This window comes from Peribacillus sp. NPDC097198 (assembly GCF_044762055.1).
GTDB lineage: Bacteria > Bacillota > Bacilli > Bacillales > DSM-1321 > Peribacillus.
On record NZ_JBIWDO010000002.1, the window covers coordinates 47225 to 63648 of the forward strand.

General features: G+C 41.5%; 15 protein-coding genes. 10 read left to right on the forward strand and 5 right to left on the reverse strand.

From position 1 onward, the window contains the following. Positions 1-27: 27 nt before the first annotated feature. The 4 genes from nfsA (at position 28) to ACIQXQ_RS03235 (ending at position 4832) form a co-directional block, all read left to right on the forward strand. Positions 28-777: an oxygen-insensitive NADPH nitroreductase gene (nfsA, locus tag ACIQXQ_RS03220; protein WP_402955242.1), complete on the forward strand. Its 750-nt coding sequence runs from the start codon at positions 28-30 to the stop codon at positions 775-777. Positions 778-1128: 351 nt separating this feature from the next. Then, complete coding sequence (locus tag ACIQXQ_RS03225) at positions 1129-1872, forward strand: hypothetical protein (protein WP_402867503.1); 744 nt, start codon at positions 1129-1131, stop codon at positions 1870-1872. Positions 1873-2340: 468 nt separating this feature from the next. After that, positions 2341-4236, forward strand: a complete 1896-nt coding sequence (locus ACIQXQ_RS03230) for a PrkA family serine protein kinase (RefSeq protein WP_402867504.1) — start codon at positions 2341-2343, stop codon at positions 4234-4236. Between the two features lie 269 nt (positions 4237-4505). Further along, positions 4506-4832, forward strand: a complete 327-nt coding sequence (locus ACIQXQ_RS03235; protein WP_402867505.1) for an SCP2 sterol-binding domain-containing protein — start codon at positions 4506-4508, stop codon at positions 4830-4832. A gap of 58 nt (positions 4833-4890) precedes the next feature. Here ACIQXQ_RS03235 and ACIQXQ_RS03240 read toward each other — a convergent pair whose 3' ends face one another. Further along, positions 4891-5100 carry a heavy-metal-associated domain-containing protein gene (locus ACIQXQ_RS03240; protein ID WP_402955245.1) on the reverse strand — a complete coding sequence of 70 codons (210 nt, stop codon included), beginning with the start codon at positions 5098-5100 and terminating at the stop codon, positions 4891-4893. 118 nt (positions 5101-5218) lie between these two features. On the opposite strand from ACIQXQ_RS03240, the gene ACIQXQ_RS03245 reads away from it, so the two are divergent. Then, on the forward strand, positions 5219-5398 hold the full coding sequence (locus tag ACIQXQ_RS03245; protein WP_402955248.1) for a hypothetical protein: 180 nt from the start codon (positions 5219-5221) through the stop codon (positions 5396-5398). A gap of 569 nt (positions 5399-5967) precedes the next feature. Further along, positions 5968-7137 (forward strand): sporulation protein YhbH, encoded by a 1170-nt coding sequence (yhbH, locus tag ACIQXQ_RS03250; RefSeq protein WP_402867508.1) that lies wholly within the window; start codon positions 5968-5970, stop codon positions 7135-7137. 46 nt (positions 7138-7183) lie between these two features. On the opposite strand, the gene ACIQXQ_RS03255 is transcribed toward yhbH, so the two are convergent. Then, positions 7184-8419 (reverse strand): ABC transporter permease, encoded by a 1236-nt coding sequence (locus ACIQXQ_RS03255; protein WP_402955252.1) that lies wholly within the window; start codon positions 8417-8419, stop codon positions 7184-7186. A gap of 32 nt (positions 8420-8451) precedes the next feature. Continuing rightward, positions 8452-8925 (reverse strand): MarR family winged helix-turn-helix transcriptional regulator, encoded by a 474-nt coding sequence (locus ACIQXQ_RS03260; RefSeq protein ID WP_402955257.1) that lies wholly within the window; start codon positions 8923-8925, stop codon positions 8452-8454. Between the two features lie 329 nt (positions 8926-9254). Here ACIQXQ_RS03260 and ACIQXQ_RS03265 point away from each other — a divergent pair, with 329 nt between their 5' ends. The 4 genes from ACIQXQ_RS03265 to ACIQXQ_RS03280 all read left to right on the forward strand — a co-directional run bounded on the left by ACIQXQ_RS03265 (position 9255) and on the right by ACIQXQ_RS03280 (position 14592). Continuing rightward, complete coding sequence (locus tag ACIQXQ_RS03265) at positions 9255-10961, forward strand: methyl-accepting chemotaxis protein (RefSeq protein WP_402956018.1); 1707 nt, start codon at positions 9255-9257, stop codon at positions 10959-10961. A gap of 256 nt (positions 10962-11217) precedes the next feature. Further along, positions 11218-12354, forward strand: a complete 1137-nt coding sequence (locus ACIQXQ_RS03270; protein ID WP_402955260.1) for an HD domain-containing phosphohydrolase — start codon at positions 11218-11220, stop codon at positions 12352-12354. Beyond that, positions 12355-12651 carry a hypothetical protein gene (locus ACIQXQ_RS03275; RefSeq protein WP_402955263.1) on the forward strand — a complete coding sequence of 99 codons (297 nt, stop codon included), beginning with the start codon at positions 12355-12357 and terminating at the stop codon, positions 12649-12651. Positions 12652-12711: 60 nt separating this feature from the next. After that, entirely contained in the window at positions 12712-14592 is a 1881-nt protein-coding gene (locus tag ACIQXQ_RS03280) for an adenylate/guanylate cyclase domain-containing protein (RefSeq protein ID WP_402955265.1), read from the forward strand. A gap of 54 nt (positions 14593-14646) precedes the next feature. Here the strand turns inward: ACIQXQ_RS03280 and ACIQXQ_RS03285 are convergent, their stop codons facing one another. Then, positions 14647-15192 (reverse strand): NADPH-dependent FMN reductase, encoded by a 546-nt coding sequence (locus ACIQXQ_RS03285; protein ID WP_402955267.1) that lies wholly within the window; start codon positions 15190-15192, stop codon positions 14647-14649. Positions 15193-15320: 128 nt separating this feature from the next. Then, positions 15321-16277 (reverse strand): bile acid:sodium symporter family protein, encoded by a 957-nt coding sequence (locus ACIQXQ_RS03290; RefSeq protein WP_402955270.1) that lies wholly within the window; start codon positions 16275-16277, stop codon positions 15321-15323. Positions 16278-16424 lie beyond the last annotated feature (147 nt).

The following is a 16424-nucleotide window of genomic DNA, read 5'->3' on the forward strand; positions in this document are numbered from 1 at the left end:
GCTTATACATAATTAGGGGGTAAAGCAATGAATAACATCATCGAGAAAATTCTGGACCACCGTTCCGTCCGTTCTTTTGAGGACAAGCTATTGTCTGCGGAACAAATTTCCACGATTGTTGAGTGTGCACAGGCTGCATCAACTTCAAGCTATATCCAGGCCTATTCGATCATCGGGGTGACCGACCCGGAAAAGAAAGCCAAGCTTGCTGAATTGGCTGGACCTCAATCATATGTAGAGAATAATGGACATTTATTCGTGTTTTGTGCCGATTTACATCGTATGGACATAGTAGCCGAGATGGAAAACGAAGATCTTACTGCACCAATTGAAAGTACGGAAAAATTCATGGTGGCCTGCATCGATGCCGCACTCGCTGCTCAAAATGCGGCGCTTGCTGCTGAATCAATGGACCTCGGCATTTGCTATATTGGTGGTATTCGTAATGACCTTCAACAAGTTTCGGAAATCCTGGACATCCCACATCGTGTCGTTCCTCTATTCGGCCTTGTTGTCGGATATCCAAAAAAACGTTCAGACAAAAAGCCAAGACTTCCTCAAGCCAATGTATATCATGAAAATGGCTATCAAACGGATAAACAGACCTTCATCGGTCAGCTAGAAGCATACAATGAAACGATTTCCGACTATTATGAGCAACGGACCAAAGGAAAACGGAAAGAAACCTGGACGCAACAAATGGCGGACATGGCCGGCAAGAAAAGCCGGATGTATATGAAGGACTTTGTGGAAAAACAAGGATTGAAAAAACAATAATTATAGGTGGATGATTCTCTACTTCATGTTCGAACATCCATTTAAAAGGATTACATCTCATTAATTATATAGAGCTTAAAAATAAGAGCCTGACACTAAGTGTTGGGCTCTTATTTCTTGTATAAATTAAAATAATGCAGATATTCTTTTTCTGATAGGATGTAAAAAAATTTTCCGATGAATTATTTCGAAGGTTCAAGGAGGCATGTCATAAATCAAGTATAAGGAGATTATCCGCTTTTTAACAAAGTAAATATTAACAAAGGCAATAGTGAGAAAACTTCACAGCCTAATTAAGTATATAATAAACATTTGTACTGATAACTTCATAATAAGAAAGGAAGTAACAATTTGCAGGTATTAGGTGGTATTTTATTTTTTTGTAGCTTCATATCTATCTTTGTATTTATCATTTTAGGTATAGTAGCACTACTCAAAAAGAACGGAAAGGCAAAATCACGTTTTATTGGAGTGGGTGGTTCATTTATTGTCGCCATCATTTCATTTATTATTATAGGAGCAAGCGGGGAATCTGAAGAAACCACAACAGATAAAGAGAAGCCAGCTCAAGAACAGAAAACAGAAAAGGCAGAAACACCTGAAGAGAAAGCAGAGAGAGAGGCCAAAGAGAAGGCCATTGTTGAGGAGAAAGCGAAACAGGCTGCTGAAGAAAAAGCTAAGGATGAAGCAGAGGCTAAGAAGAAGGCTGAAGCTGAGAAGAAAGCTAAAGAAGAAGCTGAAAAGAAAGCTAAAGAAGAAGCGGCTGCTAAAAAAGCAAATGCAAAGCCTATTGAATATAATAGGTTGAAGAAAAATCCAGATAAAATGATTGGTGAGTATACGAAATATACGGGTGAGGTTATTCAGATCCAGGAAGAAGAGGACTTTACGGCCATCCGTTTAGCTGTTACAAAAACATCATATGGATACGATCCTAATGACATTATAATGGTCATGTATGCAGGTACGACCGATTATATAGAAGATGATGTTATTACTGTGTACGGAACTATTTCTGGCGAATACAGCTACACTTCCCAAGCCGGTTGGGAAATCTCTATTCCAAGCATGCTTGCTGAAGAGTTTGAAAAGTAAAAGGAAAGTCACTCTTAGTGGAGGCACTTATTTGGTGTCTCTTTTTTATATGCTTTTCTTCCAAAAAAAGGGGCTTCCCCCACAAGTCATTTTCATGACTTGTGGGATAGCTCCCTTTTTCGTATGCTCTTATTTATTTTTCACACCTGGTTTGTCGGCATATCCACCAGTGAAGATGGCAGCTAAAAACGCAATTGTTACGGCAATGACAATAACTGTTCCCATGATGTAACCTCCCTTTACCCATATTGTCCCACTTAAGTATAGGCTTAGTATACCCCAATTTTTAGTAGATGTGCACGTAAATTTTCTTGCCCCGTGATTTGTCACCAAATATTCAAGACTTTAAAGGAAAACCTTGGATTGGGCAGCCGGACAAGATGAACCTCTTTGGAAAGTCTGACATGTTTGTCAAACTCGGCGCATAGATTTAAGTATTCTCTGAAAGTGATAGGGGGAGGTTCCTAGATGGATATTTTAAAGAAAATCGAAAAATTTAGAGAAGATGAACAGAAGCTGAAGTGGGAAGGCACCTTCGCAGAATACTTAGAGATACTGAAAGAAAAGCCATTAGTTGCACAATCTGCTCATTCGCGTGTATACAACATGATCAGAGATGCTGGGATAGAGGAAGTAGATGGAACGAAGAAGTACAACTTTTTCAGTGGTCAGCTGTTTGGACTTGAGGATTCATTGGAGAGGCTCATCGAGGAGTATTTTCATCCCGCCGCTAAGCGGTTGGATGTCCGAAAGAGGATTTTGCTTTTGATGGGACCGGTATCAGGTGGGAAGTCTACATTGGTTTCACTCCTTAAGAGGGGGCTTGAAAGTTATTCGTTAAATGACTCAGGGGCGATCTATGCGATAAAAGGATGTCCGATGCATGAAGATCCACTGCATCTCATTCCTCAAAACTTGCGGCAGGATTTCTTTGAGGAATATGGCATCCGGATTGAGGGGAATCTGTCACCGCTGAATGTGATGAGATTGGAACAGGAATATGGCAGCCGGATTGAAGACGTGATGGTTGAGCGTATCTTCCTTTCAGAAGACAAACGTGTGGGGATTGGTACATTCAGTCCATCCGACCCTAAATCACAGGATATTGCCGACTTGACCGGAAGCATCGACTTTTCGACGATTGCCGAATTCGGATCTGAATCAGATCCGCGAGCCTATCGCTTTGATGGTGAGCTCAATAAGGCAAATCGCGGAATGATGGAGTTCCAGGAAATGCTGAAATGTGATGAGAAGTTTTTATGGCATTTGCTCTCACTGACTCAGGAGGGGAATTTCAAAGCAGGAAGGTTCGCATTAATCAGTGCAGATGAACTGATCGTTGCCCATACGAATGAAACGGAGTACAAGGCATTCATATCCAACAAAAAAAATGAAGCCCTACATTCCCGGATTATCGTCATGCCGATCCCGTATAACTTAAAGGTGAGCGAAGAAGAGAAGATTTATGAAAAAATGATCCATGAAAGCGATGTTTCCGATGTCCACATTGCTCCGCATACCTTGCGGGTGGCAGCCATTTTCAGTATCATGACCCGTTTAAAGGATCCGAAAAAAGGTGATATCGATTTATTGAAAAAGATGAGACTGTACGATGGGGAAAATGTTGAAGGATTCAACTCCGCGGACATCAATGAGCTGAAGAAGGAATACCAAGATGAAGGCATGAGCGGGATAGATCCACGGTATGTCATTAACCGGATATCCTCCACTATCATTCGGAAGGAAAACCCGTCCATCAACGCACTTGACGTATTGATGTCGTTGAAGGCAGGCCTTGACCAGCATCCGTCGATAACGAACGAGCTAAGGGAACGATATTTGAACTTCATTTCGCTTGCACGTAAGGAATATGATTCGATTGCCAAAAATGAAGTGCAAAAAGCGTTTGTGTATTCCTATGAAGAGTCGGCGAAGATCCTTATGGACAATTACCTAGATAACGTCGAAGCATACTGCAATAAATCAAGACTGCGCGATCCACTGACTGGGGAGGAAATCAATCCAGACGAGAAATTGATGCGCTCGATTGAAGAACAAATCGGCATTTCTGAAAATGCCAAAAAAGCCTTCCGTGAAGAAATCCTGATCCGTATCTCGGCCTATGCAAGGAAAGGAAAACGATTTGATTATAATTCCCATGACCGCCTACGTGAAGCCATTCAGAAAAAGCTGTTTGCTGATTTGAAGGATGTTGTCAAAATCACGACTTCAACCAAGACACCGGATGAAAGACAACTGAAGAAAGTGAATGAAGTCATCAAGAGACTTATTGACGAACATGGGTATAACTCGACTTCCGCCAATGACTTACTTCGCTACGTAGGAAGCTTGTTAAACCGCTAAAAACAAGAAGACCCCTGCCTTAAAAGGTGGGGGTTTATCGAAAGAAAATATTGTAAATAATACCAATTCGTGATATCTTTTAGCTGAAGCAGTTATTCTCCGATGTTAATAAAACAACCTATTAAAATCCTCTGAAATACTTCGCGCTTCGGATATTTTCACATGATCGTCCAACATGTACATGAAGAAACGTTGTCGTTGTCATGGATCAGTAAGGTTTTTTCTGTTTTGTAAGCGCAATCATAAAAAGGTTGATGGAGGGATTTCAAATGAGTGTAATCGCTGAATTGAATGAATTGGCTGGTAAAATCAACAGTAATCCGGAGCATATCCAAAACGAGGAAAATCGTGTGTATCAATTCAACATTGAAGAGATTGGACCGGTTCAGCTGTTGATTAATAATGGACAAGTTGAAGTGATCGAAGGTACGACAAATGATCCAGAAGTGACATTGAAATTATCAGAGAAGAATTTCTCCAAGTTATTAAAGGACGATTTAAATACAACGGTCGCTTTTATGACAGGTGGCCTAAAGGTAGACGGAAACATCGCTTTGGCATTGAAACTGCAGGAAATTGTAAAACGTTATAAATGAAAATACCGAACTCTGCCGTTCTTGGGAGAGTTCGGTGTTTTTTGTGTTGTGGGTTCTTTTATTCAGTGACATTTAATCCGTATTGTTCGATGAGTGTGACGAGCTGGCTTGGTGATAACTTGTCTTCGCGGTATTCGATTTTGATTTCGCCGTCATCCACATCGATGATGGCACGCTCGACGCCTTCCGTACTCAATAGGATGGACTCTAAATTTAAAATTGGGCCCTCGGTTGTCGCTTCCCTCACATAGAGTGTAGTGGTTTCCATGCTCCATTCACCTCCTGGATTTTTTCCATATAGATTATCTATACCCTTTATCCATTGGACATATGTACGGTTTGAAAATTGGAAATATAGGGTATCAATAAGGTAGAGGTGATATAAAATGAGTAAAGAAGAATTGAAAAGAGAACATGTTCCAGAGAACAGTTCGATGGCGAAAGACTTAGACGAGATGAAAGAACTTGGGAAGCAAATGGAACGGCAGAGAACGAACGAAGAACTGAAGGAATGGGATAAACGACCAGGTACCGTCCAACATGAAGTCGAGGAAAAAAAAGAGTGAAAAGGCGTGCCATTGAAATCGTTCCATCCATGTAAAAAAGGGTATCCAAGGAAGTTACAGGATGCCCTTTTATTTGTGTCAATGCCTATCGAAAAACCGCATTGATCGGGATGGGAGATCGACATCCCCTGCAACTCCTCCTTTTATAGATCCTTCAAATCTTAATAACCCGTAACGTAACTACTTCATTCTCTTTGTTTTCTCTCTAAAACAACGATTCCGCCCGCTTATATCATTTCATTAGCACCGGTCACTCACTGAGGATATTGAGTTTCTTGTTGTTCAGGTTTATCCTTCCCTGTTGACCTGGGACAGCCGCAAAGCATGTCCAATTTCTTTTATCGCGTAGGAACCCGTCTTATTTTTTGGGCAAAACAACCATTAATGAATTTTTGTGTAAATTATCCTTCGCCGCTGCATAGGATAGAGTAATACTTTTATTTTTATCCGATTTTTCTCGAATTGTATATTTGAATAGCTAAACCTGTGTTGCTGTGGGCTTTCTCACACTAATTTATTATATGAAGGAATGATGAAAAGCGTGCAAACATTTTTAAGGGGGGAAGAGAATGTCAGAAGAGAATAATAAACAATACGTGATCTCAGAGGAAAACTGGTCCCTCCATCGGAAAGGCTATGATGATCAACAACGCCATCAGGAAAAGGTGCAAGAGGCTATCAAGAATAATCTGCCTGATTTGATTTCTGAAGAAAGCATCGTGATGTCCAATGGTAAGGATGTTATCAAAATCCCGATTCGCTCCTTGGATGAATATAAAATCCGCTATAACTATGATAAAAACAAACATGTCGGTCAGGGGGACGGGGATAGTAAAGTCGGGGATGTCATTGCAAGAGATGGATCGCCATCGAATGCCGGTTCCGGAAAAGGGCAAGGTGCTGGGGACAAGGCGGGCGAGGATTATTATGAAGCCGAAGTGTCGATGATGGAGTTGGAGGAAGCATTGTTTAGCCAATTGGAGCTGCCGAACCTTCAGAAAAAGGAACATGCGGAGCATACGCTTGAGCATATTGAATTCAATGATATCCGGAAAACCGGCTTGATGGGGAATATCGACAAAAAGAAAACGATGATATCGGCCTTCAAACGGAATGCCTTAAGCGGCGATCCAGGCTTTCATCCCATTTATAAGGAAGACTTCAAATTCAAGACATGGAATGAGGTCGAAAAGCCGGATTCCAAAGCGGTCGTGCTGGCGATGATGGATACATCAGGAAGCATGGGTCTGTGGGAAAAATATATGGCCAGGAGCTTCTTCTTTTGGATGAACCGCTTTTTACGGACAAAATATGAAACCGTCGAGATAGAATTCATTGCCCATCACACCGAAGCGAAAGTTGTGCCTGAAGAGGATTTCTTTTCAAAAGGGGAAAGCGGTGGAACGATTTGTTCATCCGTCTACCGTAAAGCATTAGAACTTATCGATCATAAATATGACCCTGTGAAATTCAATATCTACCCGTTCCATTTTTCCGATGGTGACAACCTCACATCCGATAATGCCAGGTGCGTCAAGCTCGTGGAAGAACTCATGAAGGTCTCCAATATGTTCGGTTATGGCGAAGTCAACCAGTATAACCGCCATTCCACCCTCATGACTGCCTATAAGAACATTGACAATGAAAAATTCAGGCATTATATCCTTAAGCAAAAGGCCGATGTATTCCATGCGATGAAGAGCTTTTTCAAGGAAGAAGAAAGTAAGAAATACGCGTAAAACAAAGAAAAAGAAGCCTGTGATGGCTTCTTTTTCTTTGTTGGCTTTAGGCCTCTACGAGAGAGGGTTCCAGCTTAGCTTTTGAAGAATCTTTCTTATGGGTGGTAAGTGTTACAACTAAACAGATGCCTAGGAATACAACAAATAAGCTGGAGATGACCCATAATGCCGTACCAAGGCTGGCTTGCATATTACCACCATAGTAAAGCAACGACCTCATTCCATCGACCATGTACCTCGTTGGAAGGAAGATGCTTGCGATACGGTGGAAATCCGGTAGGTTTGCGATAGGAACCGCCCCACCACTGCCGAAAATACCCATGATGTTGAGCGGGAACATTATAAGCATTCCCCATTTGCCAAAGAATAGGCTGATTACTTTAAACATGAGGAACATCGTCATACTGCTTAACAAGGTAAACCAGAATATTGGCCATATGCCAATGGAATGCACACTCCCGAAAAATCCGAACACAGCGAGTTGAAGCATGGCTGAAACCAGTAGTGTTACGATTAAACCGAAGAGCAATTCTGTAATGAGAATTTTTGTGTTGCTGATCGTGTGTCCCTTTGAGTTAAGAGTTTCACTGATTTTATTAATATAGCCATTTATCATTTGTACACCCAGCAGTCCTGTTATTGATGTAATCAGCACAATCATGAAGGGGGTCATCCCTTTATTTAAATTGGCTGGCAATCCAAGGACATTGGTTGATGTATAGTGGATGGGTTGATCTAATACAGAAGTTGAAAGTGGAGATACTTGCATATTTTTTGAAACCAATGCGGATTTAATTTGGCCGCTTAGGCCATCGGATGCTGATGATGCCATCGTTTGTAGCACATTAGAAGCAACTGCAGTAGCCATCTGACCACCAGCTTCATTGATCAAGATTTCCACCTCGGCCGCTTTTCCATCCGTCTCCCCTGAAATGAAGCCACCCTTCAATTCGTTAATGGAAGCTGAGAAGTTTTCAGGTATAACGATGGCTCCATAAGCATTATCATCCTTAATTTGATCGATTGCTTTTTCTTTGCTTGTCACCACAGACCATTGTAAGGAATGCCCGTCTACTTCTTTGGAAAGGTTACTTAGCAGACTTTTACCGAATGCAGAAGAGGTGAACTGTTCGTCTTCATTCACGATGATTAACGGAAAGTTGGACAATTTTGGATCGGCTCCACTGAATACGGGCAAATAGATGCATATCATGCTTAGCATTAGCAAGGGTACCGCCCAGATGGGAAACCAGGTCATTTTAATTTTTAATAATTTCTTCAAATCAATCATTCTCCTCAAACTAGTGAAACGGGTCAGTCATCAAGTCGGTCATTTGATTCTGCCTTTGAAAATACCTTTTTATTCATGATTTTTACCATTAAGTACAGCACTTCCCTGTCTTCCAGATCCATTTCCTCAAATATCTTAGAAGCATGGGAGTTATCTACAGAGTAAGAAACGACGCTATATCCAGCATCCGTTAATTGGATGAGTTGACTCCTTTTATCCAAAGGGTTTTCCACCCGTATAACCAATTCTTTTTTCTCAAGAGAATCGACTAAATAAGTGATCGATGCTGCTTTTAAGTTTAAATGCTGTGCCAATTGAATCGATAAGCAAGCGTTCTTCCGTTCGATATAGCTTAATATGGAATATTGATTGAGCGTCAACTCTTGTTTTCTCAAATGGCTGGCGAATGCCTTTAACCGATTGTTTGCCATTTTCTTGGCCAAATCATTATAAACACTTATTAACATGTCGACTGTAATCCCTTTATTCTCCTCCAAAAAAACACAACTCCTTAAAAGCGATAAAGTCAATAATACTTTAAATATTCTAAGTTGTAAAGGAGTTAAATCCGCTGATAATAAGGAAAATATTATAAAGTGCTTTGAATCATCAAAGTTTATTGTGTAAGCGTTCACAAACTCTCCTAAGAAATGATGGGTAATGGTCTTTTCCTAGGAGCAGTTATAAATAAAATTATAATGTGAGTGTGCTGGTTGCATTAACTAATTTCTTGAAGTGCCGATATAAGAAAAGAATGAAGGACTTTATACCTAAAAGGGGAGAGTTTTAAGAATAATAATAGTATACGGAGGGAAATAAAGTGAAGATGTATAGGAACTTGAAGATAAAAGTAAAATTGATTGTGGCATTTTTGTTAATGAGCATAATTCTAGGAGCTGTCGGAATATACGGATTAACGAATCTAAGTCATTCTAACGATGATCTTGAATCCATGTATCATGACCAGCTTGTGCCCCAGCAATATCTTAATGAAATCGAGGTTGCGTATCAAGATATTCGAATCGGTGTCCGTAATTTGGCATTTGTCGCAAAAACGCCTGCAGAAAAAGAAGCGGGTGAGCAGGTAATCCTTGAAAAGATGGACGAAATTGATGCATTAACGAAGAAATTTGAAAGCAGTAATATGAATGCTTCTGAAAGAAGCCTTGTTGAAGAATACAAGATAGCCCTGGCGGATTTTTATGTCCTGACGGAAAAAAATATGGCATTAGGGAAGGCGAATGATATAGAAGGATTCCTCCGAACATTAAAAGAAAACAAAGGGAAGGGCGACCAATTGGAAATAAAGATTGAGGAGCTAAATATCATGACGGATGAATTGGCCCGTGATGCTTATAAAAGCGCCAATGATTCCTTCACCCATACTAAGAGTACTACATATATCCTTATCATTTTTTCAGTATTGCTTAGTATTGCTCTAGGCTATTTTATTTCTCAGGTGATATCGAAACCGTTGAATAAGGTCGTGCAATTGGTCGTGGATATCTCAAAAGGAGATTTAACCCAAACATCGGATATTGATACGAAAGATGAAGTGGGGGTTCTTGCCAAATCAATGAATGAAATGGTAAGCAATCTTAGAAATATGATGAAGGGGGCATTCCACACATCCGATCAGGTGGCTGCCTCGTCAGAAGAGCTGACAGCAAGTGCTGAACAAACAAGTAAGGCAACGGCGGATATCTCCAGTGCCATCCAAATGATAGCGGATGGAGCCGGCAGCTCTGCAGCAAGCCTTGAGGAAAGTTCGACGGAGTTAGGGGAAGTATCGCTTTCCATTCATCATATGGCAGAAAGTTCCCATGCCATTGCGAAGTCTGGATTACATGTCGCTGAGCAAGCGAAATTGGGTGGCGAATTCGTTGATAAAACGGCGCTACAGATTCAGACGATTTCCCAATCAGTTGATAAAAGTGGAGAAGCGATTCAATCACTGGATAAAAGGTCTCAGGAAATAGGCGAAATAACAAAAGCGATTACAGAGATAGCGAATCAGACGAACCTGTTAGCATTGAATGCGGCCATCGAAGCAGCTAGGGCAGGAGAACACGGGAAAGGGTTTGCCGTGGTCGCTGATGAGGTCCGTAAGCTGGCTGAACAGTCTCAGCACTCTTCGACTCAAATCGCTGAACTTATTAAAGAAATTCAAGAAGACATGATGAAATCCAATCAATCCATCAACCAAGTCAAATTGGACGTGAAAGAGGGACTTGGTATCGTCTCGAAAACAGAGGAAAGTTTCAAAGTCATCTTGGATTCGATTAGGGATTCGAGTGATCAAATCGAAGAAATGGTCGCAACTTCCGAGCAAATGTCAGATAGCGCTCAAGAGGTTTTAACCAATTTAACGAGCATCACGACCATTGCAAGAAATGCAACAGGTCATAGTCAAAACGTTGCAGCCGCCACGGAAGAACAATTGGCATCCATGGAAGAAATAGCTTCTGCCTCCAATAATCTTTCGAGGATGGCCAGTGACTTACAGGAACTATTAGGTACGTTCAAACTATAAAAACGTCCAGCTCCGCCATCCCTACACTTCATAGGGATGGCATTTCTATTAGCGGTTTGTTTTCAAGTACGAAGCTCGGCAGGGAATAGATAAATAAAAACAATAAACAGCCGATATTATGGAATAAATTGATAATGAATGGACGTTGGGATGAAGAATGTCATTGAGAAAATCACGGAAAGAATCATAGATATAGAGGTGAAATCCACTCTTTTAATATATGTAATGAAAATTCGGCCAGATGAAAGGATCAAAAATGAGTGAAGAAACTAGGTATATGGAAAATGAATTATTAAATCTTTTAGATGCTTTCAAGGAGTTGAATTCAGATTTAGATGTGAAGGTTGTCTTTCAGAATATCATTCTCCAGATGGCCAAGCTTTTGGATGCAGAAGCAGGTACGTTATGGGTGACAGATTCAGATCGTGATGTGATAAAAGCCACTGCCGTATATGGGCCGACTTCCTCTAACATTCTCAAAGTAGAATTGAAAATGGATGAGGGAATCGTCGGAAAAGTGATCTGTTCAGGAAAACTACAGTTGATTTCTGATGTATCAACAGATCCGGCTTGGGCACCGAGAGTGGACAAGGATAGCGGTTTTACCACCAAGTCCATGCTTACGGTTCCGTTAATTGCAAAAGGGAAAGCGATTGGTGCCATGCAGCTTCTTAATAAAAAGAACGGCCAAAATTTCACTAGGAAAGATGCCCAAATGGCCCTCGTTTTAGCCAACCAGTCAGCATTGGCACTGTACAATAGCCAAATGTTCGAGGAAATTCAAAATATTAATCTAAGCATGATCCGCACGCTTGCCAAAACCCTGGATAAGAGAGACCCATATACTGCCGGTCACTCGGAAAGGGTGGCCACTTATTCTAAATGGATGGCTCTAAAAATCGGCTTGGATACCAAAACATGTGAGGAATTGTATAAAGCGGCCTTGCTTCATGACATTGGGAAAATCGGTATCCCCGATGAAATTCTACGAAAGCCTACTGAACTGTCGAATGAAGAATACGAGATCATAAAAAAGCATCCTGAAATCGGCGCGGATATTTTGTCGACCATGGAGCCAAAAAGAACAATCTTGAATGCGGTGGAAACGGCAAGATACCATCATGAAAGGCTGAATGGAAGTGGATACCCTGATCAATTGGCAGGAAAGGAAATCCCTCTCTTTGCGAAAATCGTCGGAATTGCCGATACATTCGATGCGATGACGACGGATCGACCATATAACAAGGGACTTAGTTACCATGAAGCGGCAAAAGAGCTGATGACATGCAGGGATACACATTTCGATGAAGCATTGGTTATTGCTTTTCTGACCGCCTTGGAAGAGCGAAAATACATAACGATAGAAGAGGGACATGGATTGGAGGGAAGGTAAATGAATCCATTTGATTTCATGTTGATTGGGCATTTCGTGGGGGACTTTCTGTTTTTAGACCCGGTGGATGGCTATCAACAAAGCCACAAAGTGGATTCTTCTATTCACGCATGTGACTGTCTATACTTCATCGTTTTTTTATTCGGTCTATTGGCAGGAGGAATCTTACTTTGGTGGCTCACAGTCATCTATTTCGGACATATCGTATTGGATCGGCAAACCTTCGTCTCTTTCTGGGGGAGGAATATCCAAATGGCCGATGAAGATCCAGGGTTGGTTATCGATCATGGTCAATGAAATCTTCCATATCATTCTACTGGCCATAGCGATTTATCTTTCATAAAGGGGGAACAGGGGATGGAACGTTTTATAAGAAAATATAGCATCGAAAAAGATTTTCCTTTATCTAGGTCCTTCGTTTGGAAGGTGTTGGGGGACAATGATCGCTTAAACCGGTTCATTGGTTTATTCCCTGTCGAATTCGGCAAAGTGGAAAACAAGCAAGGTGGGATTTTTTATCGAGATGCAATAGCAAAGGTAGCTGGATTCGTCGATATCTTGTGGAAGGAATATCCCTTTCAGTGGGTGAAAAATGAACAATATACCTTTGAACGCATATACGAAAAAGGTCCTTTTACTAAGTTGGTAACCACTTTTGAATTTTTGGAATCAACGATATACGAAAATGGATGCAAGGTCTTGATCAAGAGTGAATTTTCTCCTCGTAATCTATTGGGTTTGGCGGCGATCCCCCTCATAGGAATCAAATCAATGAAAAACACGATCCGGTATGTGGACGAGCAGATGCTAGTGGCCAACGGTACCATTGAAAAAATCCACTATCAGAAAAAATCAGTAGGACAAGTAAATCTTGAGGAATTGAATCGCTTAGAAACGCTGCTTGATGAAGCACCCGTTAACCCGGATTATAGGATAAAGTTGCATGGATTATTGAGGGATGGCGAAAGCAATGATGTAGTCAAGATGAATCCTTATAAAGTTGCAAGCGAATGGGGAGCGGAGCCACTAGAGGTCTTGCGTCTTTTTCTCTACGCAACAAAAGCGGGCCTCTTAAATTTAAGCTGGAACCTGATTTGCCCGAATTGCCGTGTCTCCAAGGTGGAATATACGACTTTATCAAAGCTGAAAGGTCAATTTCATTGTGATTTATGCGGAATTGACTATAACGCGGACTTCGGTAAATATGTGGAACTGAATTTTTCCGTGCATCCATCCATAAGGAAAGCATATGACCAGGTTTTTTGTGTAGGCGGGCCGATGATCACCCCGCATGTACACATGCAAAGGGTAATACAAAAGGGGAATGCCTTTGCCTTCCCTCTTCCCGATGGTTTTGTGAAAATGAGGATACGCGTGTTGCAGGCGAATCATATTGTTACATTCGATGAATGGCCGGAAGATAAAAATATTAAGGGGATGGCCTATACATATGAGGACAACGGTTGGCATAAAAGCGGAGAACAATATAATCTAAAGAACGATGAAATGATGATATCCAATGAAAGTTCGTCGGATATCGTCGTTGTCATGGAAAAAGCCGAATGGAACCAAGAAGTCGTAACAGCTGCTTGGGTCACCTCTTTGCAGGAATTCCGGGACCTGTTTTCGTCTGAAGTATTATCCCCCGGGCAGCAGGTTGGCATCGAGAGCGTGACCATTTTATTTAGCGACCTTCAAGGATCGACATCCTTATACGAAAGCATAGGGGATGCAGATGCCTACGGGCAGGTTCGCAGGCATTTCGAGTTTCTGAGCCATTGGATTTCAAAGAATTCCGGGGGTGTCGTCAAGACGATCGGAGATGCCGTGATGGCGGTATTTCATCTGCCGGAGGATGCCCTGAAAGCCGCCATTCAAATACAAGAACATGTGTCAGAGTTCAATGCCACGGTAGGTGATCCCATTGTCTTGAAACTAGGTTTATATAGTGGCCCAGCGATTGCCGTGAATTCGAATGATCGATTGGATTACTTCGGAAGGACTGTGAATATGGCTGCACGCGTACAAGGTCAAAGTGCCGGTCATGATTTAGTGCTTAGTGAAGATGCCCTTCAAAATGAAAAAATGCAAGCAATCATCATGGGGCTCGAAAGGTTTGAGATAATTCCATTCAAGGCTTCTCTAAAAGGAATCAATGATGATGTGGCGTTAATTCAGCTAAAAAAAAGAGTACCAGGCTCCCTTATCGTACAGAATGAAGAAGTGAGTGATGTATAATAAATACAAAAAATCCCAGTAAAATGAAGACTACTGGGATTTTCAGGCTGAGTATTACCGATTATGATGGTTAAACCAAGTAATGAAATTATCGACGACCACATCCAAAAACTGTACAGTCGGTTCATGGGTCAGGTTGCCTTCTTGATCGACTTTTTCATGCACGGCCCCTACATACACTTCATTTCCAGGAAGAAGCGGAGACGAGACGCCTGCGGCAAATAAGATATCCCGTAAATGCAATTGGGCCTTAACCGTCCCCAAATTCCCCATGGAAGCCCCGACGATCCACGATGGTTTACCAATCAAGACTTTATCCACACGAGATAACCAATCAATCGCATTGACTAACACGCCTGGCACTGTCCCATTGTATTCAGGAGTCACCCACAAGACCGCATCCGTATGGGCCACTTTGTTTTTAAACTCTTTCACAACGACTGGCGGGTCGTTTTCGATATCCTGGTCGAAAAATGGTAGATCCCGAATGTTCAAGATTTCAAGTTCGAATTTATCTTGATACCGCTTTTGAATGTATTTAGCGAGTTTCAGGTTATAAGATTCCTTTCGAATGCTTCCAACGATGGCAACAACTTTCATCATAAAACCTCCTATTATTTATTTGCACGAGCTGATTCTTCATTAATAGTATAATTGTTATTTTATTGAAAGGGAAAAGAGACGCTCATATGCTTTGCTCGAATGTCTCCATTCAAGAGATAAAAAATCTATGCCTCGTTTACCCTTCGATGGTAATACTTATCAAGGAAATAGCCGAAAACGGATGCAAGCATTTGTTGAAAGAGCATCCCGAGAATCACGGGCACGGCAACGGCTGCAGGGAAATAGGTGGTGGCAAGGACTGCACCGGCACTGATATTGCGCATCCCCCCGGTAAAGGTCAAGGTAATGACATCTTCTTTTTCCCAGTGTAGTAGTTTACCAATCGACCAGGAAAATGCATAGCCTGAAGCGGCGATGAAGAGTACCAAGAGTGCCATGACCAGTAGTTTCTCGTTGAAATGGGTCAGGTAGGGTGCGATTTTTGAACTGTTCAAGATCACGACAATCCCTACGCTTAGTTTGGAAAAAGGAGCCAGACGGGGGGCAAGCCTCTCTTTTATTTTCCCTTTTGTGGCCTGGTTCAAGAACATCGCAAGCATCGAAGGTATAACGATCATCCCGATCAGGCCTTTCACCATGGGCCATATCTCCATTTCAATCGTGCCTCCCCCAAAAAGTGAAACGCTATAAGGCACAATGAAGGGGGAAAGAAGGGTGTCGATAAGGATAATCGTCAAAGCTAACGCGGCATTCCCTTTATAAATGGTGATCCAGATGATGCTGGTGACTCCGGTTGGAATGACGACACCAAGGACCAATCCGGTAATCGTGAAAGCATCCCCTTGAAACACCAGGTGCCCGAGGGCCCAGGCCCAAATCGGCATAAGGATATGCAGGATCATTAATACTATGAAAATGGGTAAAGGATGATAGATTGCTCGTTTCAAGGATTTGAAATTGGAGCCTAGGCTACCTGTAAAGGTAATGAAAGCAAAAATCCATGGAACCAAAAATGTATAATCGGTTAGCCGTTCGGCCAACAAGACACCGATGACAACGCTTATCGGTGTGATGAATGGCATGGCTCTATTTAAATATGTATTGATTGACTGCAGCGACATCCATCCACTTCCTACCGTTTAATTTCTTCGTTTTTAAGTGTACCATATTCCAAACAATGAATATCGGAACAAAAATCCTTAGCTTATCACACTTGTGTATATACAAAAATAAACCAGTTTAGTAAAATATTTTTAATGACTAATATT

What these genes read in the sequence shown, in the direction of transcription:
- ACIQXQ_RS03245 (WP_402955248.1), top strand. Translation starts at nt 5,219, where the DNA reads ATGAGTAAAGAAGAATTGAAAAGAGAACATGTTCCAGAGAACAGTTCG.
- ACIQXQ_RS03275 (WP_402955263.1), top strand. Translation starts at nt 12,355, where the DNA reads ATGAATCCATTTGATTTCATGTTGATTGGGCATTTCGTGGGGGACTTT.
- yhbH (WP_402867508.1), top strand. Translation starts at nt 5,968, where the DNA reads ATGTCAGAAGAGAATAATAAACAATACGTGATCTCAGAGGAAAACTGG.
- ACIQXQ_RS03240 (WP_402955245.1), bottom strand. Translation starts at nt 5,100, where the DNA reads ATGGAAACCACTACACTCTATGTGAGGGAAGCGACAACCGAGGGCCCA.
- ACIQXQ_RS03290 (WP_402955270.1), bottom strand. Translation starts at nt 16,277, where the DNA reads ATGTCGCTGCAGTCAATCAATACATATTTAAATAGAGCCATGCCATTC.
- ACIQXQ_RS03270 (WP_402955260.1), top strand. Translation starts at nt 11,218, where the DNA reads ATGAGTGAAGAAACTAGGTATATGGAAAATGAATTATTAAATCTTTTA.
- ACIQXQ_RS03265 (WP_402956018.1), top strand. Translation starts at nt 9,255, where the DNA reads ATGTATAGGAACTTGAAGATAAAAGTAAAATTGATTGTGGCATTTTTG.
- ACIQXQ_RS03280 (WP_402955265.1), top strand. Translation starts at nt 12,712, where the DNA reads ATGGAACGTTTTATAAGAAAATATAGCATCGAAAAAGATTTTCCTTTA.
- ACIQXQ_RS03230 (WP_402867504.1), top strand. Translation starts at nt 2,341, where the DNA reads ATGGATATTTTAAAGAAAATCGAAAAATTTAGAGAAGATGAACAGAAG.
- nfsA (WP_402955242.1), top strand. Translation starts at nt 28, where the DNA reads ATGAATAACATCATCGAGAAAATTCTGGACCACCGTTCCGTCCGTTCT.
- ACIQXQ_RS03235 (WP_402867505.1), top strand. Translation starts at nt 4,506, where the DNA reads ATGAGTGTAATCGCTGAATTGAATGAATTGGCTGGTAAAATCAACAGT.
- ACIQXQ_RS03285 (WP_402955267.1), bottom strand. Translation starts at nt 15,192, where the DNA reads ATGAAAGTTGTTGCCATCGTTGGAAGCATTCGAAAGGAATCTTATAAC.